This window comes from Streptomyces sp. ALI-76-A, assembly GCF_030287445.1.
Lineage (GTDB): Bacteria > Actinomycetota > Actinomycetes > Streptomycetales > Streptomycetaceae > Streptomyces.
Window position 1 is genome coordinate 6,170,481 of record NZ_JASVWB010000002.1, and the last position, 23,848, is coordinate 6,194,328.

The following is a 23,848-nucleotide window of genomic DNA, read 5'->3' on the forward strand; positions in this document are numbered from 1 at the left end:
GGAGCGTGCGGCTCCGGGGGAGGGAGGGGGGTACGACGTCGGTGCATACGGAACCCCGCGTGGGCCCGACTGCCCTGCGCGGGGTCATGTGCCGCTGCACCGCGAGTGGGTGTCAGTCCCACTTGTAGCAGTTCGAGCCGCCGCGGTCGAAGTCGAACGAGGCGTTGTTGTTGTACGTCCTGGCGAGCCGGCCGGTCTCGGAGAGCGGCGCGAACGTGTCGCAGGCGCCCCCGTAGTTGCTGTTGAAGAACACCGTGGCGACACTGTCGATGCTCGCGTTCCAGAACGAGGCCGCGTTGTTCTTCACGCCCTGTCCCTGGCCGGTCCCGGAGGACAGGAACGCGTAACCCGCGAGGTTGGCCACGCCGTCCCGGGTGAAAGCGGTGTGCGACCCCGAGTTGTTGCTGTTGTAGTAGAAGACGGCACAGTCCCGTTCGGAGTCCGGGCAGGTGACTCTGGCCTCCGCGTGTGCCGTCGGGGCCATGCCCAGTACCGCCACGGCCGCGACGGGAAGGCCCACCGCCGCGGACAGGACCTTGCGTGATGCCTTCATGAGATCCCCTCGATCGTGAACCCGACGCGTGCCTCTCGGGAAGATCACACTAGGGTGATGGCGAGATCACGACAAGCGTTTTCCGGTCACCGGGCAGGCCGGAGACAACGCGCCGGGCAGGCCGAAGGCGCGACGGTGGGCGCGAGGCCGCGGCGCTCGGCGGACCGGCGTCATGGCGGCCGGCCGGCCGAAGGCACGGCGGTCGGCGGCGGAGCACGGCACCGGTCGGCAGGGGGCACGCGGAGCCCGATCTCGCGACCCGCCGACCGATGATCATGCGCTCCGACCGGTTAGCCTGGAGCGTCCAGCGTCGGCTCGCGGGCAAGCCGGTAGGCCGACACGCACACCAGTTCTCAGTGAGGGGCGCAAGGATCCCGTGCGCATCGCCAGATTCTCCATCGACGGGAACGTCGCCTTCGGCGCGGTCGAGGGCGACAGGCCGGACGAGCTCGTCCTCGACATCATCAAGGGCATCCCGTTCGCGGACTTCGAGCTCTCCGGTACGAAGGTCCCGCTGAGCAAGGTGAGGCTGCTGCCGCCCGTGCTCCCCAACAAGGTCGTGGCCTACGGCCGCAACTACGCGGAGCACGCGAGGGAACTCGGCAACGAGGTGCCCGACGCCCCGTTCGCCTTCTTCAAGCCCTCCACCTCGGTGATCGGCCACGGCGACGCGATCCAGTACCCCTCCTTCTCCGAGGACCTCCACCACGAGGCCGAACTGGCCGTCGTGATCGGCCGCATGTGCCGCGAGGTCCCGCGCGAGCGCGTCAAGGACGTCATCCTCGGCTACACCTGCGCCAACGACGTCACCGCCCGCGACGTCCAGAAGCGCGAGAAGCAGTGGGCCCGGGCGAAGGGCTTCGACACCGCCTGCCCGCTCGGCCCCTGGGTGGAGACGGACCTGGACCACTCCGACCTGACCATCCAGCTCACGGTCAACGGGCAGCAGCGCCAGCTCGGCCGCACCAGCGAGATGATCCACTCCGTCGAGGACCTGATCGTCAACATCACCGAGGCCATGACGCTGCTCCCCGGCGACGTGATCCTCACGGGCACCCCGGCAGGCGTCGGGCCGCTCACCGTCGGCGACGAGGTCGCCGTCACCATCGAAGGCATCGGCACTCTCACCAACAAGGTTGTCAAGCGTGGCTAGCGCACCCGGCTCCCCCGTCCGCGTCCGATTCTGTCCGTCGCCCACCGGTAACCCGCACGTGGGCCTGGTCCGGACCGCCCTGTTCAACTGGGCGTTCGCCCGGCACCACCAGGGCACCCTGGTCTTCCGCATCGAGGACACCGACGCGGCCCGCGACTCCGAGGAGTCGTACGAGCAGCTCCTCGACTCGATGCGCTGGCTCGGCTTCGACTGGGACGAGGGCCCCGAGATCGGCGGCCCGCACGCGCCCTACCGCCAGTCGCAGCGCATGGACCTCTACAAGGACGTCGCCGCCAGGCTCCTGGACGGCGGCCACGCCTACCGCTGCTACTGCTCCCAGGAGGAGCTGGACACCCGCCGCGAGGCCGCCCGCGCCGCCGGCAAGCCCTCCGGCTACGACGGCCACTGCCGCGACCTGAGCGCCGGGCAGGCAGAGGAGTACCAGGCCCAGGGTCGCACGCCCATCGTCCGCTTCCGCATGCCCGACGAGCCGATCACCTTCACGGACCTGGTCCGCGGCGAGATCACGTACCTGCCGGAGAACGTGCCGGACTACGGGATCGTACGAGCCAACGGCGCCCCGCTGTACACGCTGGTGAACCCGGTCGACGACGCGCTGATGGACATCACGCACGTCCTGCGCGGCGAGGACCTGCTGTCCTCGACGCCCCGGCAGATCGCCCTGTACAAGGCGATGATCGAACTGGGAGTCGCCCAGCGGATCCCGTCCTTCGGTCACCTGCCGTACGTGATGGGCGAGGGCAACAAGAAGCTGTCGAAGCGCGACCCGCAGTCGTCGCTCAACCTCTACCGCGAGCGCGGCTTCCTTCCCGAGGGACTGCTCAACTACCTGTCCCTCCTCGGCTGGTCGCTCTCCGCCGACCAGGACATCTTCACGATGGACGAGATGGTCGCGGCCTTCGACGTCGCGGACGTGAACCCCAACCCGGCGCGCTTCGACCTGAAGAAGTGCGAGGCGATCAACGCCGACCACATCCGGCTGCTCGACGTGAAGGACTTCACGGAGCGCTGCGCCCCGTGGCTGAAGGCCCCGTTCGCCCCGTGGGCCCCGGAGGCCTTCGACGAGGCGAAGTGGCAGGCCATCGCCCCGCACGCCCAGACCCGCCTCAAGGTCCTCTCGGAGATCACCGACAACGTCGACTTCCTGTTCCTGCCGGAGCCGGTGTTCGACGAGGCGAGCTGGACCAAGGCGATGAAGGAGGGCAGCGACGCCCTGCTGCGCACGGCCCGCGAGAAGCTGGACTCCGCGGACTGGACCTCTCCCGAGTCCCTCAAGGAGGCCGTCCTGGCCGCCGGCGAGGCGCACGGCCTCAAGCTCGGCAAGGCCCAGGCGCCGGTCCGCGTGGCCGTCACCGGCCGCACGGTCGGCCTGCCCCTCTTCGAGTCCCTGGAGATCCTCGGCAAGGACAGGACGCTGGCCCGCATCGACTCGGCGCTGGCCAGGCTGGCCGGCTGACCCGACCGCCCGGCGGTACGGCCGACCACCGGGCGCCCGCCGCAGGTGGCCGGCAGAGCGGACTTCCTTGCGGGTAAGCCAGTTGTGTCACCCGAGTGATACGTTCGCCCCGTTCCGAAGTGCGTTCGGTCCAGGGTGGTTCTGACCTCCGAGGACCACCACGCCGACGGCCACGGCGCCGCCGCCCAGTGGCGTCACACCGGCTCGTCCACTGTCGATTCGTACGACAACGGCACCGGCGCGGGCGCGGTGAACGCGACGGTGTGGAACCTCTCCCTGCCGGAGGACAGGGACATCCAGATCCGCGCCTGCCTCCAGGACGGCTCCGGAGGCACTCCCTGGGACTGCGGCCCGTGGAAGGACGCCTCCACCGGCTGACCTGTCTCCCGACACCCGAGGTCGATCGCATGTCGCTGAAAGCAGTCGTCTGGGACGTGGACGACACGATCTTCGACTACACCACCGCCGACCGCGCCGGCATGCGCGGACACCTCGCGGCCGAGGGCCTGCTCGACGGGTACGAGAGCGTCGAGCGGGCCCTGGCACGGTGGCGGGAGGTGACCGACGCGCAGTGGGCGCGGTTCGCGGCGGGGGAGGCGACCTTCCAGGGACAGCGCCGGGACCGCGTACGGGTCTTCCTGGACGACGCGGCACTGACCGACGCCGAGGCCGACGCCTGGTTCCAGCGGTACATCACGCACTACGAAGCCGCCTGGGCCCTGTTCCCGGACGTCCTGCCGGTCCTGGACGCCCTCGCGGCCAGTCACCGGCATGCCGTGCTGTCGAACTCCAGCCTCCACGTCCAGGACCGCAAGCTGCGGCTGCTCGGCGTGCACGACCGCTTCGAGGCCATCCTGTGCGCGGCCGAGCTGGGCGTCTCCAAGCCGGCGGCACGCGCCTTCCTGGCGGCCTGCGAGGCCCTGGAGCTGGCTCCGCACGAGGTGGCCTACGTCGGCGACCACCCGGAGATCGACGGGCGGGGCGCCGCCGACGCCGGGCTGCTGTCGGTCTGGATCGATCGCGGGGGCCAGTACGCGACCGTCGACCCGCCCACCGGACCGCACCGGATCGCCTCCCTCGCCGAACTCCCCGCGATCCTCGGCGCGGATACCCGTTTTGGAGCCCCGTCCACCTTCGGGTAATGTTCTTTCTGCGCCGCCGGGGAGCAGACCGAAAGGTCCCGAGCCGAAGGCGCAAGCTAAAACAAGATCCCCATCAGGGATTGCGTTTCAGTGGCCTATGGTGTAATTGGCAGCACGACGGTTTCTGGTTCCGTTAGTCTAGGTTCGAGTCCTGGTAGGCCAGCTCGCAGAGCTCATCTGCAACCGCGGAGATCGACTCCGCAACGCCCCCGTTGTGTAGCGGCCTAGCACGCCGCCCTCTCAAGGCGGTAGCGCCGGTTCGAATCCGGTCGGGGGTACAGATCCTTCCCAGGGGGACAGTCCGGGTCGCACCCGCTGACTCTCATGCAGGATCGCTAGGGCCCCCGTTGTGTAGCGGCCTAGCACGCCGCCCTCTCAAGGCGGTAGCGCCGGTTCGAATCCGGTCGGGGGTACAAACTGCTCTAAACCACATTGGTCTATGGTGTAATTGGCAGCACGGCTGATTCTGGTTCAGTTAGTCTTGGTTCGAGTCCAGGTAGACCAGCTCGGATCTGCGGAAACGTAAGATCCTCGCCCCCGTTGTGTAGCGGCCTAGCACGCCGCCCTCTCAAGGCGGTAGCGCCGGTTCGAATCCGGTCGGGGGTACAGAAACCGATGGGCCTCCGCTTCGGCGGGGGCCCATCGGCATGTCCGGGGCCGGTCCGTGCGGTGCCCGTCGGCAGGCGCCCGGTGCGTCAACCGGCCGTGCGCCACGATCAGTTGGGTGTGGGGCGTCCGCAAGAGCCTGCCGCGGCACTGAGGCGGGCCCTCCACGGGTGACGTCCGGCAGGCAGGTCAGCCCGTGCGGCGCAGGGCCTCGGAGAGGCGGGCGGCGGCGTCGATGACGGCCTGGGCGTGCATACGGCCGGGGTGGCGCGACAGGCGCTCGATCGGGCCGGAGACGGAGACGGCGGCGACCACGCGGTTGGAGGGGCCGCGCACCGGAGCGGACACGGAGGCGACGCCCGGCTCGCGCTCACCGATGGACTGGGCCCAGCCACGGCGTCGTACGCCCGACAGGGCCGTGGCCGTGAAGCGGGCGCCCTGGAGGCCGCGGTGCAGGCGCTCCGGCTCCTCCCAGGCCATCAGGATCTGCGCGGAGGAGCCGGCCTTCATGGTGAGCGTCGAGCCGACCGGGACCGTGTCCCGCAGGCCGGACAGGCGCTCCGCCGCGGCGACGCAGATGCGCATGTCGCCCTGGCGGCGGTAGAGCTGAGCGCTCTCGCCCGTGATGTCCCGCAGGTGGGTGAGCACCGGGCCGGCGGTCGCCAGGAGGCGGTCCTCGCCCGCCGCCGCGGCCAGCTCCGCGAGCCGGGGGCCGAGAATGAAACGGCCCTGCATGTCACGCGCCACCATGCGGTGGTGTTCCAGAGCCACGGCCAGCCGGTGGGCCGTGGGTCGTGCCAGCCCGGTCGCCGCGACCAGACCCGCGAGGGTGGCCGGACCGGACTCCAGAGCGCTCAGGACAAGGGCTGCCTTGTCCAGAACGCCGACGCCGCTACTGTTGTCCATGAAACGATACTCGCGTCTCACTCTGTGAAACGCAAGTTCAATTTTCCGTGGAACGCGCCACCCTGGAAGACACAGCGGCCCGCGGAACGAGGGGCCCGGCGGCGGATGCCCGGACACAGGGGCGCGGGCGTCGCCTCCTTCAAGATCTCTAGTTGGGCCGGCGCACCACTTGCCGGCCGGAGGGAAAGCGATGGGTAGGACACTCGCGGAGAAGGTCTGGGACGACCACGTCGTCCGGCGCGCCGAGGGCGAGCCCGACCTCCTCTACATCGATCTGCACCTGCTGCACGAGGTGACCAGCCCGCAGGCCTTCGACGGTCTGCGCAAGAGCGGTCGCCAGGTGCGCCGCCTCGATCTGACCATCGCGACCGAGGACCACAACACCCCGACCCTCGACATCGACAAGCCCATCGCCGACCCGGTCTCCCGGATCCAGCTGGAGACGCTGCGCAAGAACTGCGCCGACTTCGGGGTGCGCCTGCACCCGCTGGGCGACGTCGAGCAGGGCGTCGTGCACGTCGTCGGCCCGCAGCTGGGGCTGACCCAGCCCGGCATGACGGTCGTCTGCGGCGACTCGCACACCTCCACGCACGGCGCCTTCGGCGGTCTGGCGTTCGGCATCGGCACCTCTCAGGTGGAGCACGTGCTGGCCACCCAGACGCTGCCGATGGCCCGCCCGAAGACCATGGCCATCACCGTCGACGGCGATCTGCCCGACGGCGTCACCGCCAAGGACCTGATCCTCACCATCATCGCCAAGATCGGCACCGGCGGCGGCCAGGGCTACGTCCTGGAATACCGCGGCTCCGCCATCGAGCAGCTCTCGATGGAGGCCCGGATGACCATCTGCAACATGTCGATCGAGGCCGGCGCCCGCGCGGGCATGATCGCCCCGGACGAGACCACCTTCGCGTACCTCGAGGGCCGTCCGCACGCACCCAAGGGCGAGGACTGGGACGCGGCCGTCGCGTACTGGAAGACGCTGAAGACCGACGAGGACGCCGAGTTCGACGCCGAGGTCGTGATCGAGGCCGCCGAGCTGGCGCCGTTCGTCACCTGGGGCACCAACCCCGGCCAGGGCGCGCCGCTTTCGGCACACGTCCCCGACCCCGCTTCGTACGAAGACGCTTCGGAGCGCCTCGCCGCCGAAAAGGCCCTGGAGTACATGGGGTTGGAGGCCGGCCAGCCGCTGAACTCCATCAAGGTGGACACCGTCTTCGTAGGCTCGTGCACCAACGGCCGCATCGAGGACCTGCGGGCCGCCGCCGAGATCATGAAGGACCGCAAAGTCGCCGACGGCGTACGGATGCTGGTCGTCCCGGGCTCCGCGCGCGTGGGTCTGCAGGCCGTCTCCGAGGGCCTGGACGTCGTCTTCAAGGACGCCGGCGCCGAATGGCGGCACGCGGGCTGCTCGATGTGTCTGGGCATGAACCCCGACCAGCTGGCCCCGGGCGAGCGCTCCGCGTCCACCTCCAACCGCAACTTCGAGGGCCGGCAGGGCAAGGGCGGGCGTACGCACCTGGTGTCGCCGCAGGTCGCGGCGGCCACCGCGGTGCTGGGCCACCTGGCCTCGCCGGCCGACCTGTCCGACGCCGAGACCCGTACGCCCGCTGGAGTCTGAGAGCCATGGAAGCATTCACCACGCACACCGGCCGGGCCGTCCCGCTGCGCCGCTCCAACGTCGACACCGACCAGATCATCCCTGCTCACTGGCTCAAGAAGGTGACCCGGGACGGGTTCGAGGACGGGCTGTTCGAGGCCTGGCGCAAGGACCCGTCGTTCATCCTCAACCAGCCCGAGCGCACGGGTGCGACCGTCCTGGTCGCCGGCCCCGACTTCGGCACCGGCTCCTCCCGCGAGCACGCCGTGTGGGCGCTGCAGAACTACGGCTTCAAGGCCGTCATCTCGTCCCGCTTCGCCGACATCTTCCGTGGCAACTCGCTCAAGAACGGCCTGCTCACCGTGGTTCTGGAGCAGAAGATCGTCGACGCGCTTCAGGAGCTCACGGAGAAGGACGCGACTGCTGAGGTCACTGTGGACCTTGAGGCTCGTGAGGTGCGTGCCGAGGGCATCACCGCCCCCTTCGAGCTCGACGAGAACGCCCGTTGGCGGCTGCTGAACGGGCTGGACGACATCTCCATCACCCTCCAGAACGAGCCCGACATCGCCGCGTACGAGGCCAAGCGCCCGTCGCACAAGCCGAGGACGCTGCCGGTCTGACCGGAGCGCCGGTCCGGAGCAACTGAACAGGTCGAGTTTCGGCCACCGCGACACCCCCGCCGTACCCCCGATCAGCCCGATCGGGGGTACCGCTGCGTCTGCACCCGAACGGCCCTGCGCGCCACCCGGTCCCTCCTCAACTTCCCACGTTAAGGCGGTTGTTGTCGGGGTACGCGTGCCTTGAAGCCGCGGCTGCGCCATGCGCCGGGAAGGCCGTTCGAGGCGGCAGTTGCACCCTGAGCAGGCGACAACTCGCCCCAGATGGCACAATCTGTGCATGGAACACGACGGCCAACTCCAGCTCTATGCGGCAGTCGCGGACCGACTCAAGGAAGCGCACGCAAGGGTGCGCGCACTGCAAGTCCCGGAGGGCGTACGGATGGCGCTGACCCGGAAGCTGCTGGTCATTACGGCCGCGGCCAAGCACGATCTCGCCGATGCGGCAAGGCGTCTGGAGGGGTTCGTGGCGGACCTCGACGCGGGTCGAATCCCGGAAGAGGAACGCTGAACAAGTCCAGAACAGCCGAGTTCGTTGCGGCGCACGGGTGATAAGCCCGTTTCGTGTTTGATTTGCGGTATATATCTGCCTAACGTGCGAAAACGCTTGAACACTTTCGTTCTGGCAATGTCTCCGAAGGGGAAGACGTGAACAAGGCGCAGCTCGTAGAAGCGATTGCCGACAAGATGGGGGGCCGCCAGCAGGCCGCCGATGCTGTCGACGCGGTCCTGGACGCCATCGTCCGCGCGGTCGTCGCGGGTGACCGGGTCTCGGTCACCGGTTTCGGTTCGTTCGAGAAGGTCGACCGTCCGGCCCGTTACGCCCGCAACCCCCAGACGGGCGAGCGGGTTCGGGTCAAGAAGACCTCCGTCCCCCGCTTCCGTGCCGGTCAGGGCTTCAAGGACCTGGTCAGCGGCTCGAAGAAGCTCCCGAAGAACGACGTCGCCGTCAAGAAGGCACCCAAGGGCAGCCTGTCCGGCCCGGCGCCGACCATCGCCAAGTCCGCGGCCAAGAAGGCCGCCACCAAGAAGGCGACGGGCGCGGCGCGGAAGACGACGACCGCGAAGAAGGCCACGCCCGCGGCGAGGAAGACGACCGCGACCGCGAAGAAGACCACGGCCAAGAAGACGACGGGTACGCAGCCCGCCGCCAAGACCACGGCGACGAAGTCGACCGCGAAGAAGACCGCGGCCAAGAAGGCCCCGGCGCAGAAGGCGACGGCCAAGAAGGCCCCCGCCAAGAAGTCGACGTCCCGCACGACCACCGCCAAGAAGGCCACCGCCCGCAAGAGGTAAGGGCACAGGGGCACTCACGCGCCGGGCCGGACTCCGTACGGAGCCCGGCCCGCGGCGTGTCCGGGAGGAGATCCGGAGAAGATCCCGGGGAGATCCAGGGAGAGCCGGGGGATCGTCGAGGGGGACTCGGAAGCGTCGGAAGGTCAGTGGGTCAGAAGGTCTGGAGCGTCACCAGGGTGATCCGGCGGGTCTCGCCCTCGCCCTCCGTCTCGATGCGCACCCGCTGCCCGGGCCGCAGCAGCCTCAGCCCGCCCGCGTCGAACGCCGGCGCGTCGAAGGGCACCGGGGTGCCGTCGTCCAGCAGCACCTGTCCACTGCGGCTGTCGGGGTCGTACGTGTACGCGGTGGCCTGCATGGCGGCAGCCTACTGCCCGGGGATCAGCAGGCGCGCGGCCTGAGCCGCCGTGCGGGGGCCCACGCCGAGGACCAGCGCGGCACGCAGGTCGGCTCCGGTGTCCACGTCCTGGCGTACGGAATCCACCGCGTCGAGGGTGAGTTCGACCGCTCCCGCGGCGCGGTGGCGCGAGCGGGAATCCGTACCGAAGGCGGGGCGCAATTCCTCGCCTTCCCGGGCGGTCAGCAGAGTGGTGCCGATCGCGGCGGCATCCGGGAGAAACGCACGGGGGAATTCCGAGGCCGCGTCCAGGACCCGGGCCAATTCCAGCGGGCGCAGTGCCGGCAGATCCGCGTTGAGGGCCGCCACGGCGCTTTCCGGTCGCGATGCGCGTACGGCGTCCGCCGCGTGCGCCAGAGCCGCGTTCAGGCCGCCGCGCGGCTCGTCGGAGACGATGCGGGCCCCCAGCGCGCCCAGCTCCCGGCCGGCCAGGGCGTCGTTGGTGACGACTGCCACATCCTTCACGGCGGCGCAGGCCAGGGCGGCCGCCACGGTGTCCTGGGCGAAGGCGAGCGCCAGGCCCGGGCGCAGACCGTCGGCGGCGGTGTCCGAGAGCCTGCTCTTCGCCCGCGCCAGCGCCTTCACGGGTATGACCAAGGTCCACTGCACGAGCGTTCCGTCCCTCCCTTGTCGCGGCCATTGTTACTCAGCCGTCACCGGCCCATCCGGCGGGCGCGGGGGCGGGGCGTACGGTGTTCTCGACAGACCGGCGGCCTGGGGTGACACTTGTGCGGCCCCCAGGCCCTAGAGGAAGGTGTCCGCGTGCCCCGCCGCAGAATCGGCTTCTGGTACCGCTTCGCAGCGGTGCTCTGCAAACCGCCGCTGGTGGTTCTGATCAAGCGGGACTGGCGCGGAATGGAGCACATTCCGGCTGATGGCGGATTTATTACCGCGGTGAACCACAATTCGCACATCGATCCCTTCGCGTACGGGCACTTCCAGTACAACACCGGCCGCGTTCCGCGATTCCTGGCGAAGAGCAGTCTTTTCACAAAGGGATTCGTCGGCGCCGCGATGCGCGGTACCGGACAGATCCCCGTCTACCGCGAGAGCACCGACGCGCTCAGTGCCTTCCGGGCCGCCATCGCCGCCGTCGAGCGCGGTGAGTGCGTCGCCTTCTACCCCGAGGGCACCCTCACCCGCGACCCGATGGGCTGGCCCATGGTCGCCAAGACCGGTGCCGCCCGGGTCGCCCTTCAGACCAGGTGCCCGGTGATCCCGGTGGCCCAGTGGGGCGCCAACGAGGTGCTGCCGCCGTACGCCAGGAAGCTCAACCTCCTTCCGCGCAAGACCTCCCGGGTGCTCGCCGGGCCCCCGGTGGATCTGCAGCGCTTCTACGACAAGGAGATGACCCCGGAGCTCCTGAAGGAGGCGACCGAGGCCATCATGGCCGCCGTCACCCGTCAGCTGGAGGAGATCCGCGGCGAGAAGGCGCCCGCCACGCCCTACGACCCGCGCCACGAGCGACGTGAGCAGCGGCGCCGGACCCGGGCACAGACGCAGCGGAAGGTCGGACAGGAAGAGGGGCAGGGCACGTGAGCAAGCCGGTCAAGGCGGCGGTCTTCAGCGCCGGTTCGTGGGGTACGGCGTTCGGCATGGTGCTGGCCGACGCGGGATGCGAGGTCACCCTGTGGGCCCGCCGCGAGGAGGTCGCCGAAGCGGTCAACTCCACCCGCACGAACCCCGACTACCTGCCCGGTGTCGAGCTGCCGCAGAACCTGCGGGCCACCACGGACGCGGCCGAGGCCGCCGCCGGCGCCGACTTCACGGTCCTGTCCGTCCCCTCCCAGACGCTGCGCGCCAACCTCGCCGAGTGGACGCCGCTGCTCGCGCCGGACACGGTCCTCGTGTCGCTGATGAAGGGCGTCGAACTCGGTTCCGCCATGCGGATGAGCGAGGTCGTCGAGGACGTCGCCAAGGTGGGCCCGAGCCGCATCGCCGTGGTCACCGGACCCAACCTGGCGAGGGAGATCGCCGCGCGGATGCCGGCCGCCGCCGTGGTCGCGTGCACCGACGAGGGCGTCGCCCGGCGGCTCCAGGCGGCCTGTCACACGCCGTACTTCCGCCCGTACACCAACACCGACATCGTGGGCTGCGAACTCGGCGGCGCGGTGAAGAACGTCATCGGTCTGGCCGTCGGCATCGTGGACGGCATGGGCCTGGGCGACAACGCCAAGGGCTCGCTCATCACCCGCGGCCTCGCGGAGACGACGCGCCTCGGCCTCGCGATGGGCGCCGATCCGCTGACGTTCTCCGGGCTCGCCGGGCTCGGCGACCTGGTGGCGACCTGCTCCTCGCCGCTGTCCCGCAACCACACCTTCGGCACCAACCTCGGCCGGGGCATGACCCTCCAGGAGACCATCGCGGTCACCAAGCAGACCGCCGAGGGCGTCAAGTCCTGTGAGTCCGTGCTGGATCTGGCCCGCCGGCACGGCGTCGACATGCCCATCACCGAGACGGTCGTCGGCATCGTGCACGAGGGCAAGCCGCCGGTGGTCGCGCTCAAGGAACTGATGTCGCGCAGCGCGAAACCGGAACGACGCTGAGCGAGTCCGGCCACGAGGCGACGCCGAGCGCGTCCGGGTGCGGCGTGACACCGGGCAGTACACGGCCGGCGACCCTCCGTGCGACGCTGGGCGACCGTCCGTGCGACGCTGGGTGACAGCGGCCCAGCGGACGCTGACTCGGCAGATACCAGCGGGTACTCTCAAGCCGATATGAGCACTGAGAACCTCCCCCAGAGCCCTGAGCAGCCGCCCCGCAAGCCGCGCGTGGCCGTCGTGTTCGGCGGGCGCAGCTCCGAACACGGGATCTCGACGGTCACCGCGGGCGCCGTCCTGCGGGCCCTCGACCGGACGAAGTACGACGTCCTGCCGATCGGCATCACCCGGGAGGGCCGCTGGGTGCTCACCGCGGACGAACCGGAACGCATGGCGATCAGCGAACGCCGTACCCCCGGCGTCGAGGAACTCGCCGACTCCAGCGAGGGCGGCGTGGTGCTCCCCGTCGACCCGGCGAGCCGCGAAGTCGTCTACAGCGAGCCCGGATCGGTCCCCAAGGCGCTCGGCGACATCGACGTCGTCTTCCCGGTGCTGCACGGCCCCTACGGCGAGGACGGCACCCTCCAGGGCCTGCTGGAGCTCTCCGGTGTGCCGTACGTGGGTTCCGGTGTGCTCGCCTCGGCCGTCGGCCAGGACAAGGAGTACATGAAGCGGGTGTTCACCTCCTTCGGGCTGAAGGTGGGCCCGTACGTGGTGATCCGGCCGCGTGAGTGGGAGCGCGACGAGCCGGGCGCCCGCAAGAAGATCGTCGACTTCGCCGCAGAGCACGGCTGGCCCCTGTTCGTGAAGCCCGCGCGCGCGGGCTCGTCGATCGGCATCACCAAGGTCGACGACCTCGCGGGGCTGGACGAGGCCATCGCCGAGGCGCAGCGGCACGACCCGAAGATCCTGGTGGAGGCGGCGCTGCGCGGCCGCGAGATCGAGTGCGGGGTCCTGGAGTTCGAGGACGGGCCGCGCGCCTCGGTCCCCGCGGAGATCCCGCCGCCGGACGCGCACGCGTACTACGACTTCGAGGCCAAGTACATCGACTCGACGCCCGGCATCGTGCCCGCGCCGCTGACGCCCGAGGAGACGGCGCGGGTGCGGCGGCTGGCGGTGGACGCCTTCGAGGCCGCGTCCTGCGAGGGCCTGGTCCGCGCGGACTTCTTCCTCACCGAGGACGGCGAGTTCGTGATCAACGAGATCAACACCATGCCCGGCTTCACGCCGATCTCGATGTACCCGCAGATGTGGCAGGCGAGCGGGATCGCCTACGGCGAGCTGGTGGACCGGCTGATCCAGGCGGCCCTGCGCAGGTCCACCGGCCTGCGCTGACCTACCGGCCCGCGCTGCCCCGTGGGGCGACGCCCTCGGGAATCGCCTTCTTCACGGCCGGCGCCAGGCCGGTCAGCACGCCCGCGCTGTCCTGCCCCTCCGGCACGGTCACCTCGACGTACGCGGAGCGATTGGCGGTGGTGAAGCGGTACGCCCCGTCGTCCCGCTTCTCCATCAGCCAGTCGACGCCGTTCACGCCGCCGGCCACCGCGTCCGGGTCGCCGCCCTCGGCCACCTTGGGATCGACCATCTTCGGCGGTTGTTCGACACCGCAGCGCAGTATGATCGCCGGGCCTCCCCAGCCCGCGGTCAGCGCCGAGGCGGGCCCGGGGTCGCGGCGGCTCTCACCGTCCACCTTCGACGGCAGTACCTTGTCCAGGTTCCGGCACAGCTTCACGACCTTCGCGGCCGGACTGGGAACCGCCGTCGACGCGGTGTCGTCTGCTGAGGAGCAGCCCGCGACCGTGATCAACACGGCAAGCGCGGGCGGCCCGATGAGGATGCGGCGCCGGTGACGGAAGAGGTTCACCGGTCAAGGGTAGACGGGGGCTACAGATGAACGACCGGGCAGGTCAGGGTGCGGGTGATGCCGTCCACCTGCTGGACCTTCGCGACCACCATGCGGCCGAGATCGTCCACGGTGTCTGCCTGGGCGCGCACGATGACGTCGTAGGGTCCTGTCACGTCATCGGCCTGGGTGACCCCAGGGATCTTGCTGATCGTCTCGGCGACGGTCGACGCTTTGCCGACCTCCGTCTGGATCAGGATGTACGCCTGTACCACGGAACCTCCAGGGCGGCCACGAGGATCATGTGGGGAAAAGGAACGCCACGGTATCGCGTCGTCGCTCGTCGCGGGGAGACCCGCGGCGGCCGGGGCTCGCGCGCCGGGGTACGGGCACGACGGAAGTTGACGGTCACCTCGACCGTATCGAGGACACTGGTGACGCGCGAGCGGGCCCGGACAGGGACAGAAGGGGCGTAAGGGAAATGAAGGGCACTGTTGGTGAGCTGGGGGAGTTCGGGCTCATCAGGGAGCTCACCTCCCGTCTCACCACCACCCCGGCGGTCCGGGTCGGCCCCGGCGACGACGCCGCCGTGGTCGCCGCGCCCGACCGACGGGTCGTGGCCAGCACCGACATCCTCCTGGAGGGCCGGCATTTCCGCCGCGACTGGTCCACCGCGTACGACGTGGGCCGCAAGGCCGCCGCGCAGAACCTCGCCGACATCGCCGCCATGGGCGCGGTGCCCACCGCGCTGCTGCTCGGCCTGGTCGTCCCGGCCGAACTCCCGGTGACCTGGCCGAGCGAGCTGATGGACGGCCTGCGCGACGAGTGCCAGGTCGCGGGCGCCTCCGTGGTCGGCGGGGACGTCGTACGCGGCGACACGATCATGGTGTCGATCACCGCGCTCGGCGACCTGCGCAACGTCGAGCCGGTCACGCGGGGCGGCGCGCGGCCCGGGGACCTCGTCGCGGTCACCGGCTGGCTGGGCTGGTCCGCGGCCGGGTTCGCGGTGCTCTCCCGGGGGTTCCGCTCGCCGCGGGCCTTCGTGGAGGCGCACCGGCGCCCCGAGCCGCCGTACCACGCGGGTCCGGCCGCCGCCGGGCTCGGGGCGACCGCGATGTGCGACGTGAGCGACGGACTGATCGCCGACCTGGGGCACATCGCCGAGGCCAGCAAGGTCCGCATCGACATCCGTTCCGGGGCGATCGACATCCCGTCCCAGATGAACGACATCGGGCAGGCCGTCGGTGTCGACCCCATGCAGTGGGTGCTCACCGGGGGAGAGGACCACGCGATCGTGGCGACCTTCCCGCCGGACGTGAAACTGCCGGCCCGCTGGAGGGTGATCGGCGAGGTGCTCAACCCGTCGGCGCTGCCCCAGGTGACCGTCGACGGGGCGCCGTGGACGAAGAAGGGCGGCTGGGACCACTTCGGGGACATCGAGTCATGAGCGCGCCCGTCCGGGTTCTCACGGTGGCGGGCTCCGACTCCGGCGGGGGCGCGGGCATCCAGGCCGACCTGAAGACGATGCTCGCGCTCGGCGTGCACGGCATGAGTGTCGTGACGGCGGTCACCGCGCAGAACTCCCTGGGCGTGCAGGGTGCCTGGGAGCTGCCGGTGGAGGCGGTGCGGGCGCAGTACCGCAGTGTCGTGGACGACATCGGCGTCCAGGCGGTCAAGACCGGGATGCTCGCCTCGGCCGAACTCGTCGAGGCGGTGGCGGGGTTGATCGACGGGACGGACGCGCCGGCCGTCGTCGACCCGGTCGGCGTCTCCAAGCACGGTGATTCCTTGCTGGCCGCGTCGGCGCTGGACTCCGTCCGGACGAGGCTTCTGCCGGTGGCCACCGTCGCCACACCGAACCTCGACGAGGTGGCCCAGCTCACCGGCGTACGGGTCGAGTCGGAGGACCAGCTGCCCCGGGCCGCGGCGGCCCTGCTGTCGTACGGACCGCGCTGGGTGCTGATCAAGGGCGGACATCTCACCGGCGACGCGGTGGACCTGCTCACGGACGGCACCGAGACGCACTGGCTGCGCGCACCGAGGTACGACAACCGGCACACGCACGGCACGGGCTGCACCCTCGCGTCCGCGATCGCGTCGCAGCTGGCGATGGGGCGGTCCGTGCCGGAGGCGGTGACGGCGGCCAAGGAGTACGTCACCGGGGCGATCCGCTCCGGGTTCGCGCTCGGCGGGGGGATCGGGCCGGTGGACCATGGGTGGCGCTTCAGGGCCGTGGGGCGGTAGGGCGGCTGAAGGGCGACGGGGCGTGGACGACCGCGCCGAGGTGCGCGTAAGCGGTTGCGCAAGCGTATGCGTAAGCGGTTGCGCAAGCGTTTACGCCGGTCGGTGCGCAGACGCGGGAGGCATGAGAGGCCTGGCGGGTGACGCCCTGTACCTGTCTGCGGACGTGCAAAAAGCCGGTCCACACTCGGTGGACCGGCTCACTGCAGCGAACCAGCTGTGGCCGCGCGCTTAGCTGTGCGTCAGCGCGAGACCTTGCCGGCCTTGATGCACGAGGTGCAAGCGTTCACGCGCTTCGGCGTCCCGCCGACCACAGTACGCACGCGCTGGATGTTCGGGTTCCAGCGACGGGACGTACGGCGGTGCGAGTGGGAGATGCTGTTGCCGAAGCCCGGCCCCTTGCCGCAGACGTCGCAGTTGGCAGCCACGGGTCACTCCAAAGACTTCAGATGCACTTACGGTGGATCCCGGCATGCCGGGATCAAGATCGCAGGATCAGAGATCTGAGTGGCGCTGCCAGGGGGAGAGCCCGATGAGATCGGGCAACCGGAGCAGCATACAACGGCTGCGCCAGTAGAACGAAACTACCATGGCTGCTCAGGGGCCCGGCCCAGGCCCTCTTCCGGTGGACACCGACCCGAGGTCTACGCTGCGTCCCACGTCAGCAGCTCAAGGAGGCGCAGGTGGCGCAGGTGCCGCAGACATTCTTCGATGCTCTCGCGGTGCGCACCTGGTGCGGTCTCGCGCTGGCCGCGCTCGGCCGGGCGCGCGAGGAGATCGACGCGATCAACGTCTATCCCGTGGCCGACGGGGACACCGGCACGAACCTGTATCTGACCGTGGAGTCGGCCGTGGGAGCCGTCGAGGCGGTGTTCGCGGGGCACGAGATGCGCCCTGGGGCAACCGGTGAGCCGACGCTCGCCGATGCCGCCCGGGCGATGGCGCACGGGGCCCTCATCGGCGCGCGGGGCAACTCGGGGACGATCCTCGCGCAGCTGCTGCGGGGCATGGCGCAGGTGCTGGCCGCCGACGGTGAGACCGCTCACACCGACGGGCAGGGGCTCAGGCTCGCCCTGCGGCGCGCGGCCGACTCCGCCCGCCAGGCCGTGTCCCGCCCGGTCGAGGGCACGGTCCTCACCGTCGCCTCCGCCGCGGCGGACGCGGCCGCCGAAGCCGAACCCGAGGGCGACTGCGCGACGGTGGCCCGGGCCGCCTACGAGGGAGCACGCGCGGCCCTCGCCGCTACCCCCGGCCAGCTCGCGGTCCTCCAGCGCGCCGGAGTGGTCGACGCGGGCGGACGGGGACTGGTGGCGGTCCTCGGAGCTCTGGTGGAGACGTTCACGGGGCGGGTGCCGGGCGGGACGGTGAGCCCGGTGTCCGGGACCAGGGTGCACGCGCGCGTGGGGCACGCGGAGGCCGGTCGCGGTGAGAGGTCCGGTGCCGGTGTCAGGTCCGGTGCCGGGGACAGCGGCGGCACGAGCGAGGTCGATGCCGCGACGTCGTACGCCGCCCGTGGGGGCCCGGGCGACACCGGGGAAGCTCCTGAGGCCGTGCCCAGGGTCGGACCGCAGGCGGGGCGCGCGCGCCTGGAGCCCGGCGACCCGGTCCCCCGCGCGCGCGGGGGAGCGGCCACCGGTGACGTGACGGAGTGCGCCGACGGGCCGGCGGGGCCGGAGGAGGGCGGGCCGGCCTTCGAGGTGATCTACCTCCTGGAGGCGGAGGACGAGGCGGTCGCGCTCCTGCGGACACGGCTCGACGCCCTCGGGGACTCGCTCGTGGTGGTCGGCGGTGACGGCCTGTGGAACGTCCATGTGCACGTCGACGACGCCGGCGCGGCGGTGGAGGCGGGCATCGAGGCCGGACGGCCGTACCGCATCCGGATCACGCACTTCGGGCTCGACGACGCGCACACCACCGGCGCCGGCCGGCCTGCCCGGGAGCGGGCCCAGCGCGCGGTCGTGGCCGTCGTGCCCGGCGAGGGACTGGCCGGGCTCTACACCGAGGCGGGCGCGACGACGGTGCTCGCGCGCCCCGGGGAGCCGCCCGCGAGCGGGGAACTCGTCCAGGCCGTACGGAGGGCCCACGCGCGGGAGGTGGTCCTGCTGCCCAACGACGCGGACCTGCGCCACACGGCCGCCGCGGCGGCCGAGCAGGCCCGCACCGAGGGGATCCGCGTGGCCCTCATCCCCACCCGCTCCGCGGTCCAGGGCATCGCCGCGCTGGCCGTGCACGAGCCGGAGCGCCGCTTCGACGAGGACGTCGTGACGATGACCTCCGCGGCGGGGGCCACCCGGTACGCGGAAGTCGTCGTCGCGGAGCACCGGTCCTGGACCATGGCGGGCATCTGCCAGGCCGGTGACGTCCTCGGTCTCATCGACGGCGACGTCGCCGTGATCGGCGCGGAGGTCTCGGCGACCGCGGAGACGGTCCTCGACCGCATGCTCGCGGCCGGCGGCGAACTCGTCACCCTCGTCCTCGGGGACGAGGCCCCCGACGGGGTCGCCGACCGGCTGGAGACACGCGTACGGGAGTCGTACCTCGCCGTCGACACGGTGGTGTACCGGGGCGGGCGGCAGGGGGCCGTGCTGCTGATCGGCGTGGAATAGCCCCGGGCTGGTCCGCGGCGGCTATCCCGCGGCCTGTTCCTCCACCACGCCGAGCAGTTGCCGTGCGTCGGCCCGCCGGGACCGCGCGGTCTCGTCCTCGTCCTCTTTGTTCTCCGCGTACGCCGACAGCACCGCACGCGCGCGTGCCGCCGCGTTCGAGGGACGGCTCAGGTCGGCCTCCAGCCACCCCGCGGCGAGTTCGGCACCGGTGCGGCTGGTCAGCGCGTCGGCCCCGAGGGCCGTGAACACGACGATCGCCTCCGCCACCTGGGACAGCGCCTCCTCCAGCACGGACCGGATCGAGTCGTCCTCGGCGTCCTCGGCGGCGGAACGGGCCAGCAGGTCACCGAACTGCCGTCGGGTGTGGCCCAGTTCGGCCACCAGCCGCCGCCGCGTCTCCTCGTCGTCCGCTGCCGCGCCCAGCGCCGCCTCGCACTCCCGCACCGCGTCCGCCATCAACTCCCGCGCCGCGTCCGGCTCGTCCTCGGTACGCAGCGCGAGCCAGGCTCGCGCCCGCAGCGAGCGGACCAGGCCGTGCACGTTGCCGAGGACGCGCCACAGCTCGCCCGCGCGCGCGTACGCCCGGTCCGCCTCGGTGGGCAGCCCCGCGTGGCCGAGGGACTCGGCGGCGAGGTGGGCGAGCGTCGCGTGGTCGTGCTGCTCCGGCCAGTGCCGGGCGATCTCGGCCGCCCGAAGCCGCCGTTCGGCCGCTTCCCGGTGCTCGCCGAGCTCGCTCAGACAGTCACCGAGCCACCACTGCGTCTGCACGATCGCGCCGTCGCCGTGCGTCTCCGCGCTCAGGTCGGCCAGCGCCGACTCCAGGACCTCCGCGGCCTCCGCCCAGCGCCCCTGGCGCAGCAGGAACCCGCCGAGCTGGTGGCGGGCCCAGGCGCCGAGCGTCGGCCCCTCCCCGGCCTCGTCGGCCCAGTGCGCCGCCTCCAGGGCGTGTTCGGCGGCCTCCCCGGACAACCCCCGGCCGGCGACGACCTCGCCGAGCTGAAGGTGCAGCTGCGCCCGTCCGGTCGGCTCCAGGTGCGGTCCGCCGTGCTCCAGGGCGGCCCGCAGGGCCCGTTCCGTCTCGTCCAGATCGCCGAGGTGATGGGCGAGCCCGGCGAGCCGGGCTTCGTACTCCACCGCGAACCAGGGCAGCCCGGCCCCGACGAAGCCCTCCGCCGCCCGCGCGAACAGCTCCGCGGCCGTCTCCACCTCCCCGGTGCGCGTCGCCACCTCCGCGAGCATCGCCTGCGCCTCGGCGGCCCGCGCGGCCAGCCGGACATCGTCCCCGGTGCGACCCTCGACCAGGGCCAGCACCTCCCGGGCGGCCCCCTCGGCCTCGGCGAGCACCACGCCGAAGGAGGGAACCGTGCCCCCGCGCGGGGCGTCGCCGGCCTCCGGGTTCTCCCCGGGGCCGTCCGCGTCGCCCCCGGACTCCTCGGGAGACTCCGCCTCCTGCACCCGCCGCATCAGCACCCGGGCCCGCCCCATCAGCACGGACGCCGTCTGGTGCACACCCGTCCCGCCGTCGGCGTAGAGGGCGAGGACCTCGTCGTAGGGGGCGGTGACCGCCGCGAGGGCCTCGGCCACGTGGCCGTCGAGGGCGTGGACGTACGCCGCACGGGTGCGTGCCGCCAGCGCCTCGCCCGGGTCGTCCGCCTCCGCGTACAGCTCGGCCGCCCGTTCGAAGAGGGCGACGCCCTCCGGGCCGAGGCCCATCGCCTGGTGGTCGGCGATCTCCGCACGGTCACGGGCGTCCAGCTCGACGCCCTCCGCGGCGCGCGCGACCGCCGCCCACGCCTCGATCGCGTTCGGCCGCAGGGTGTCCGACAGGCGCCGTGCCTCGGTGAGCAGCGCGGCCAGGTCGGGCTCTCGCGGGGCCACGGCCGGCGGCGGAACCACCGCGGCCACGGAGGCCGTCCGTACCGAACGCACGCCCAGCGGCAGCCGCTCCACCAGGGGCCGCTGCGCCATGCGCGCGCGTGCCTGCTCGCTCACGTGCCGCGTGCCGTTGCGCTCGTCGAAGCGGGCGGCCAGGGCGAGCGCCCGCCCGCGCGCGTGGGCGGCGAGGTCCCGCGCGGTCCATGCCCGCCCGGCCGGCCCGGGGACCTGCCGGTCGCCGAGACCGAGTTCGGTCAGCCGGTCCATGAGCAGGGCCACCACGGCCATGAAGTCCAGTTCGCTGCGCGGATGCCCCTCGTCCGTGAAGTACGTCGGCCGTTGCGCGAGCAGCTCCAGTCCACGCGCCTCGTTCCCGGTCAGCGCGCAGAACTCGACGTGGTCCGCGTAGGCGTCACGCATGCTCTCCATGGCCCGCACCAGCCGGAAACCCCGCAGATGGTGGGCCCGGGCCTCCTCCACGCGTCCCAGCCGCAGCAGGGGCGCCAGGGAGGACGCGAGGACCGTGTGCGGCTCGTGGGCACAGCTGAACTCGCCCGCCAGGACCGGCTCCCACAGCTCCAGCGCCTCGGCGTCCCGGCCCCGCTCCGCCTGCCACCAGCCCTGCCCCTGTAGCTCGCACGCGTGGCAGTCGGCCATGGTGTCCCGGTCGGCGGCCAGCCACGCGGTGTACGCCCGCTCGGCCCGCCGCATGTCGCCGATGTGCGCGGCCACACTGAACTCGGCGCCGCGCACGGCCCGTTCGGAGTGTCCGGCGAGCCGGTAGCGGTGCTCCATCTCGCCGAGCCACTTCTCGATGGAGGCCAGCGGGATGTGCGGCTGGTCGAGCATGCCGGACGACACCCATTTGAAGGTCCAGTGCAGCGCGTGCGTCTCGTACGCGTCGAAGTCCTCGGGCCGCTCGTCCCACAGGCGCAGCAGCCGCGCGAACGGGACGAACATCTTGGCCTTCTCGGAGCTGTAGTTGTAGACCTTCAGCTGGTGTCCGAGCGCCTCGATCACCGCGAGCGGGACGTTCAGCTTCTCCGCCTCGGCCAGCAGCTGCTCCGCGCGCGCGTTGCGGGCGGCCCCCTCCGGCTGCTCCGCGTTCTCCGCCATCGCCCGGCGCAGGCCGTCGATGTCCGTGATCCCACTCATCGGTGACCGTCCTCGCTGTGCGTGGCCCACTCCAGGAGGCCGATGAACGCCCGGTTCAGCAGCGCCGAGTCCGCGGGCCTGAGGGGCCGCTGCGCCCGCAGCAGCGCCTGCCCGTACAGGGACTCCGTGGCGGTGCCGATCAGTTCCGGGTCGCCGAGTGAACTGATCCGCCGGATCAGCGGGTTGAGATGGTTGAGCACCAGCCGCGCGCGCGGGGCGCTGCCGCGCAGCGAGCCGAGGATGCCCGCCCACAGGGCGTCGGCCTGCTCCTCGGCCTGGGCCCGGGCCTGCTCGTGCCGGGCCGCCCGGTCGTCCAGGTGCAGCGCGGGCACGGACAGCGGATGGAAGGCCCGCAGGACGACGTCACAGCCCAGGGGATCCAGCGTGGCCCGCGCGGTCGCCAGGAAGCCGGCCAGGGCCAACTCCTCGGCCGGGTCGACCGTGTCCAGGTGGGCGGTCACGGTGTCCGCGTCCAGCTCGGCGACCACCGTCCCCGGCCGCACCGACGGCAGCGCCTCGATCAGCTCGCTGTCGTACGTGTAGCCACCGTTGATCACCCCCACGCCCTGCGCGGACGCGATCGGCGCGACCTGCCGGTACTCCTCGACGGTCCGGGTGAAGTGCACCACCGGGTGCCGCTGCGCGAACTCCTCCAGGGACAGCTGCCCGTCCGTCGTCTCGAAGGGCAGCCACGGCAGCATCGTGCGCAGCATCTCCGGGTCGTGCCGGGCCAGCGACTTCACCCCCAGGTGGTGCACGGCCAGGAAGTCCGCCAGCCGTTCCGGGTCACCGGCCGCCAGGCCGGTCAGCCAGGACCGGATCCGCTCGCCCAGCGCCTCCCGTACGGCGGCCAGTGTCTCGTCCTCGTAGAGGGACTCGCGCGAGGCAGTGGGCCGCAGGCTGTCGGTGTCCAGGACGCAGCGCACGAAGAACGCCCAGTCCGGCAGCAGCTGTTCGCCCCGCTCGGTCAGCAGCATGCCCTTCAGATGCACGCGATGACCGGCCCGCTGCGCCGGGCTGACCGCCGACGGCAGGACGTACGCCACCCCCCGGATCCCGGCGACCGGCACGGCCAGGTCGATCGCGTCCAGCGGAGTGAACCCGAACTGGTCGTGGCAGTGCCGGGCCAGCGCCACCCGCCGGCCGGCCGGGCTCGGATACGCCCGGTCCCAGGGTGGGGGCAGATCGGTGACCGCCTCCTCGCCCACCCGCACGTCGTACGGCAGCAGCGAGCCGAAGTCCCGCGCCAGGGCCAGCACGCGCTCCTCGGTGAGCCACTCGCCGGCACCGGCCCGTGCCGTCAGATGCACGGTGGTGCCCGGTTCGGGGCGCGCCGAGTCGGGCAGCGTCCGCACGGTGTAGGAACCGTCGTCGCTCGCCGTCCACTCCACCGGCGGGGCGTCGGGGGTACGGGCGCTGCGGCTGACCACGCGGATCCGCTCGGCGACCACGAAGCAGGCGAGCAGCCCGATGCCGAACTGCCCGAGGAAGTCGGAGCGTGCCTCCTGGAGCCCGTCGGCCCGCTTGGAGCTGCGCCCGATGGTCGCCAGCAGGGTGTGCACGTCCGGCTCGCTGAGCCCCACGCCCGTGTCCTCGACACGCAGGGACCCGCCCTCGGCGTACAGCCGTACGCGGGCAGGGGCGTCGGGCTGCTCCGCCCGCCGGGCGGTGATCGCGTCGACCGCGTTCTGCAGCAGCTCGCGCAGGTAGACCTTGGGGCTGGAGTAGAGGTGATGGGAGAGCAGGTCCACCAGACCGCGCAGGTCGACCTGGAACGTGTGGGGTGACTGGGGTGCCTGGGATGACTGAGAGGTCTGGGAATCCATCGTCGCAGCGCCGGTGGG

Annotated in this window: 23 protein-coding genes and 5 tRNA genes; 19 read left to right on the plus strand and 9 right to left on the minus strand. The window is 71.6% G+C overall.

Annotated elements, in window-relative coordinates; translation table 11 throughout:
- Positions 1–112: 112 nt before the first annotated feature.
- Positions 113–553, minus strand: a complete 441-nt coding sequence (locus tag QQS16_RS28695; protein WP_286064913.1) for a hypothetical protein — start codon at positions 551–553, stop codon at positions 113–115.
- Between the two features lie 376 nt (positions 554–929).
- On the opposite strand from QQS16_RS28695, the gene QQS16_RS28700 reads away from it, so the two are divergent.
- From QQS16_RS28700 to QQS16_RS28740, 9 genes are all read left to right on the plus strand, one after another.
- Positions 930–1,706, plus strand: a complete 777-nt coding sequence (locus QQS16_RS28700) for a fumarylacetoacetate hydrolase family protein (protein WP_286064914.1) — start codon at positions 930–932, stop codon at positions 1,704–1,706.
- The gene (gltX, locus tag QQS16_RS28705) at positions 1,699–3,183 is read left to right on the plus strand and encodes a glutamate--tRNA ligase (RefSeq protein WP_286064915.1); all 1,485 of its coding nucleotides are present in this window, start codon (positions 1,699–1,701) and stop codon (positions 3,181–3,183) included. The genes QQS16_RS28700 and gltX overlap by 8 nt, the downstream gene beginning before the upstream one ends.
- 135 nt (positions 3,184–3,318) lie before the next feature.
- On the plus strand, positions 3,319–3,561 hold the full coding sequence (locus QQS16_RS28710) for a hypothetical protein (protein WP_286064916.1): 243 nt from the start codon (positions 3,319–3,321) through the stop codon (positions 3,559–3,561).
- Between the two features lie 29 nt (positions 3,562–3,590).
- Entirely contained in the window at positions 3,591–4,325 is a 735-nt protein-coding gene (locus tag QQS16_RS28715) for an HAD family hydrolase (RefSeq protein ID WP_286064917.1), read from the plus strand.
- Positions 4,326–4,416: 91 nt separating this feature from the next.
- Positions 4,417–4,488 (plus strand) — tRNA-Gln (locus QQS16_RS28720).
- 42 nt (positions 4,489–4,530) lie between these two features.
- A tRNA-Glu gene (locus QQS16_RS28725) sits at positions 4,531–4,603 on the plus strand.
- A gap of 62 nt (positions 4,604–4,665) precedes the next feature.
- Positions 4,666–4,738 (plus strand) — tRNA-Glu (locus QQS16_RS28730).
- Positions 4,739–4,758: 20 nt separating this feature from the next.
- A tRNA-Gln gene (locus tag QQS16_RS28735) sits at positions 4,759–4,830 on the plus strand.
- A 28-nt stretch (positions 4,831–4,858) separates the two neighbouring features.
- Positions 4,859–4,931 (plus strand) — tRNA-Glu (locus QQS16_RS28740).
- Between the two features lie 189 nt (positions 4,932–5,120).
- Here the strand turns inward: QQS16_RS28740 and ndgR are convergent.
- Positions 5,121–5,837, minus strand: coding sequence for an IclR family transcriptional regulator NdgR (gene ndgR / locus QQS16_RS28745; RefSeq protein WP_286064918.1), 717 nt, complete (start codon positions 5,835–5,837; stop codon positions 5,121–5,123).
- 190 nt (positions 5,838–6,027) lie between these two features.
- On the opposite strand from ndgR, the gene leuC reads away from it, so the two are divergent.
- The 4 genes from leuC to QQS16_RS28765 all read left to right on the plus strand — a co-directional run bounded on the left by leuC (position 6,028) and on the right by QQS16_RS28765 (position 9,350).
- Positions 6,028–7,458, plus strand: coding sequence for a 3-isopropylmalate dehydratase large subunit (leuC, locus tag QQS16_RS28750; protein ID WP_286064919.1), 1,431 nt, complete (start codon positions 6,028–6,030; stop codon positions 7,456–7,458).
- A 5-nt stretch (positions 7,459–7,463) separates the two neighbouring features.
- A complete protein-coding gene (gene leuD, locus QQS16_RS28755) occupies positions 7,464–8,057 on the plus strand; it encodes a 3-isopropylmalate dehydratase small subunit (protein ID WP_286064920.1) in 594 nt (197 codons plus the stop codon).
- Positions 8,058–8,334: 277 nt separating this feature from the next.
- On the plus strand, positions 8,335–8,565 hold the full coding sequence (locus QQS16_RS28760) for an SCO5555 family protein (protein ID WP_286064921.1): 231 nt from the start codon (positions 8,335–8,337) through the stop codon (positions 8,563–8,565).
- A 137-nt stretch (positions 8,566–8,702) separates the two neighbouring features.
- The gene (locus QQS16_RS28765) at positions 8,703–9,350 is read left to right on the plus strand and encodes an HU family DNA-binding protein (RefSeq protein WP_286064922.1); all 648 of its coding nucleotides are present in this window, start codon (positions 8,703–8,705) and stop codon (positions 9,348–9,350) included.
- Between the two features lie 151 nt (positions 9,351–9,501).
- Here QQS16_RS28765 and QQS16_RS28770 read toward each other — a convergent pair whose 3' ends face one another.
- The gene (locus QQS16_RS28770; protein ID WP_030667308.1) at positions 9,502–9,705 is read right to left on the minus strand and encodes a hypothetical protein; all 204 of its coding nucleotides are present in this window, start codon (positions 9,703–9,705) and stop codon (positions 9,502–9,504) included.
- A gap of 9 nt (positions 9,706–9,714) precedes the next feature.
- Positions 9,715–10,353 (minus strand): 2-phospho-L-lactate guanylyltransferase, encoded by a 639-nt coding sequence (cofC, locus tag QQS16_RS28775; protein WP_286064923.1) that lies wholly within the window; start codon positions 10,351–10,353, stop codon positions 9,715–9,717.
- 153 nt (positions 10,354–10,506) lie between these two features.
- Here cofC and QQS16_RS28780 point away from each other — a divergent pair, with 153 nt between their 5' ends.
- The 3 genes from QQS16_RS28780 to QQS16_RS28790 all read left to right on the plus strand — a co-directional run bounded on the left by QQS16_RS28780 (position 10,507) and on the right by QQS16_RS28790 (position 13,619).
- Positions 10,507–11,283 (plus strand): lysophospholipid acyltransferase family protein, encoded by a 777-nt coding sequence (locus QQS16_RS28780; protein ID WP_286064924.1) that lies wholly within the window; start codon positions 10,507–10,509, stop codon positions 11,281–11,283.
- Entirely contained in the window at positions 11,280–12,290 is a 1,011-nt protein-coding gene (locus QQS16_RS28785) for an NAD(P)H-dependent glycerol-3-phosphate dehydrogenase (protein WP_286064925.1), read from the plus strand. The genes QQS16_RS28780 and QQS16_RS28785 overlap by 4 nt, the downstream gene beginning before the upstream one ends.
- Positions 12,291–12,461: 171 nt before the next feature.
- Positions 12,462–13,619 (plus strand): D-alanine--D-alanine ligase family protein, encoded by a 1,158-nt coding sequence (locus tag QQS16_RS28790; protein WP_286064926.1) that lies wholly within the window; start codon positions 12,462–12,464, stop codon positions 13,617–13,619.
- A gap of 1 nt (position 13,620) precedes the next feature.
- On the opposite strand, the gene QQS16_RS28795 is transcribed toward QQS16_RS28790, so the two are convergent.
- Both QQS16_RS28795 and QQS16_RS28800 read right to left on the minus strand, forming a co-directional pair.
- Complete coding sequence (locus QQS16_RS28795) at positions 13,621–14,148, minus strand: DUF3515 domain-containing protein (protein WP_286064927.1); 528 nt, start codon at positions 14,146–14,148, stop codon at positions 13,621–13,623.
- 20 nt (positions 14,149–14,168) lie between these two features.
- Positions 14,169–14,402, minus strand: coding sequence for an Lrp/AsnC family transcriptional regulator (locus QQS16_RS28800; RefSeq protein ID WP_286064928.1), 234 nt, complete (start codon positions 14,400–14,402; stop codon positions 14,169–14,171).
- Positions 14,403–14,608: 206 nt separating this feature from the next.
- Here QQS16_RS28800 and QQS16_RS28805 point away from each other — a divergent pair, with 206 nt between their 5' ends.
- Positions 14,609–15,574, plus strand: a complete 966-nt coding sequence (locus QQS16_RS28805) for a thiamine-phosphate kinase (protein WP_286064929.1) — start codon at positions 14,609–14,611, stop codon at positions 15,572–15,574.
- Entirely contained in the window at positions 15,571–16,371 is an 801-nt protein-coding gene (thiD, locus tag QQS16_RS28810; RefSeq protein WP_286064930.1) for a bifunctional hydroxymethylpyrimidine kinase/phosphomethylpyrimidine kinase, read from the plus strand. Before QQS16_RS28805 ends, thiD begins: the two co-directional genes overlap by 4 nt.
- Positions 16,372–16,610: 239 nt before the next feature.
- On the opposite strand, the gene rpmB is transcribed toward thiD, so the two are convergent.
- On the minus strand, positions 16,611–16,796 hold the full coding sequence (gene rpmB, locus QQS16_RS28815) for a 50S ribosomal protein L28 (protein ID WP_286064931.1): 186 nt from the start codon (positions 16,794–16,796) through the stop codon (positions 16,611–16,613).
- A gap of 255 nt (positions 16,797–17,051) precedes the next feature.
- On the opposite strand from rpmB, the gene QQS16_RS28820 reads away from it, so the two are divergent.
- Positions 17,052–18,974 (plus strand): DAK2 domain-containing protein, encoded by a 1,923-nt coding sequence (locus QQS16_RS28820; protein ID WP_286064932.1) that lies wholly within the window; start codon positions 17,052–17,054, stop codon positions 18,972–18,974.
- A 21-nt stretch (positions 18,975–18,995) separates the two neighbouring features.
- On the opposite strand, the gene QQS16_RS28825 is transcribed toward QQS16_RS28820, so the two are convergent.
- On the minus strand, positions 18,996–22,004 hold the full coding sequence (locus QQS16_RS28825; RefSeq protein ID WP_286064933.1) for a putative sodium/potassium/calcium exchanger: 3,009 nt from the start codon (positions 22,002–22,004) through the stop codon (positions 18,996–18,998).
- Positions 22,001–23,830 carry an HSP90 family protein gene (locus QQS16_RS28830; RefSeq protein WP_286064934.1) on the minus strand — a complete coding sequence of 610 codons (1,830 nt, stop codon included), beginning with the start codon at positions 23,828–23,830 and terminating at the stop codon, positions 22,001–22,003. Before QQS16_RS28830 ends, QQS16_RS28825 begins: the two co-directional genes overlap by 4 nt.
- Between the last annotated feature and the right edge of the window lie 18 nt (positions 23,831–23,848).

What these genes read in the sequence shown, in the direction of transcription:
- QQS16_RS28695 (WP_286064913.1), bottom strand. Translation starts at nt 553, where the DNA reads ATGAAGGCATCACGCAAGGTCCTGTCCGCGGCGGTGGGCCTTCCCGTC.
- QQS16_RS28715 (WP_286064917.1), top strand. Translation starts at nt 3,591, where the DNA reads ATGTCGCTGAAAGCAGTCGTCTGGGACGTGGACGACACGATCTTCGAC.
- ndgR (WP_286064918.1), bottom strand. Translation starts at nt 5,837, where the DNA reads ATGGACAACAGTAGCGGCGTCGGCGTTCTGGACAAGGCAGCCCTTGTC.
- leuC (WP_286064919.1), top strand. Translation starts at nt 6,028, where the DNA reads ATGGGTAGGACACTCGCGGAGAAGGTCTGGGACGACCACGTCGTCCGG.
- leuD (WP_286064920.1), top strand. Translation starts at nt 7,464, where the DNA reads ATGGAAGCATTCACCACGCACACCGGCCGGGCCGTCCCGCTGCGCCGC.
- QQS16_RS28760 (WP_286064921.1), top strand. Translation starts at nt 8,335, where the DNA reads ATGGAACACGACGGCCAACTCCAGCTCTATGCGGCAGTCGCGGACCGA.
- QQS16_RS28770 (WP_030667308.1), bottom strand. Translation starts at nt 9,705, where the DNA reads ATGCAGGCCACCGCGTACACGTACGACCCCGACAGCCGCAGTGGACAG.
- QQS16_RS28790 (WP_286064926.1), top strand. Translation starts at nt 12,462, where the DNA reads ATGAGCACTGAGAACCTCCCCCAGAGCCCTGAGCAGCCGCCCCGCAAG.
- QQS16_RS28805 (WP_286064929.1), top strand. Translation starts at nt 14,609, where the DNA reads ATGAAGGGCACTGTTGGTGAGCTGGGGGAGTTCGGGCTCATCAGGGAG.
- thiD (WP_286064930.1), top strand. Translation starts at nt 15,571, where the DNA reads ATGAGCGCGCCCGTCCGGGTTCTCACGGTGGCGGGCTCCGACTCCGGC.
- QQS16_RS28825 (WP_286064933.1), bottom strand. Translation starts at nt 22,004, where the DNA reads ATGAGTGGGATCACGGACATCGACGGCCTGCGCCGGGCGATGGCGGAG.
- QQS16_RS28830 (WP_286064934.1), bottom strand. Translation starts at nt 23,830, where the DNA reads ATGGATTCCCAGACCTCTCAGTCATCCCAGGCACCCCAGTCACCCCAC.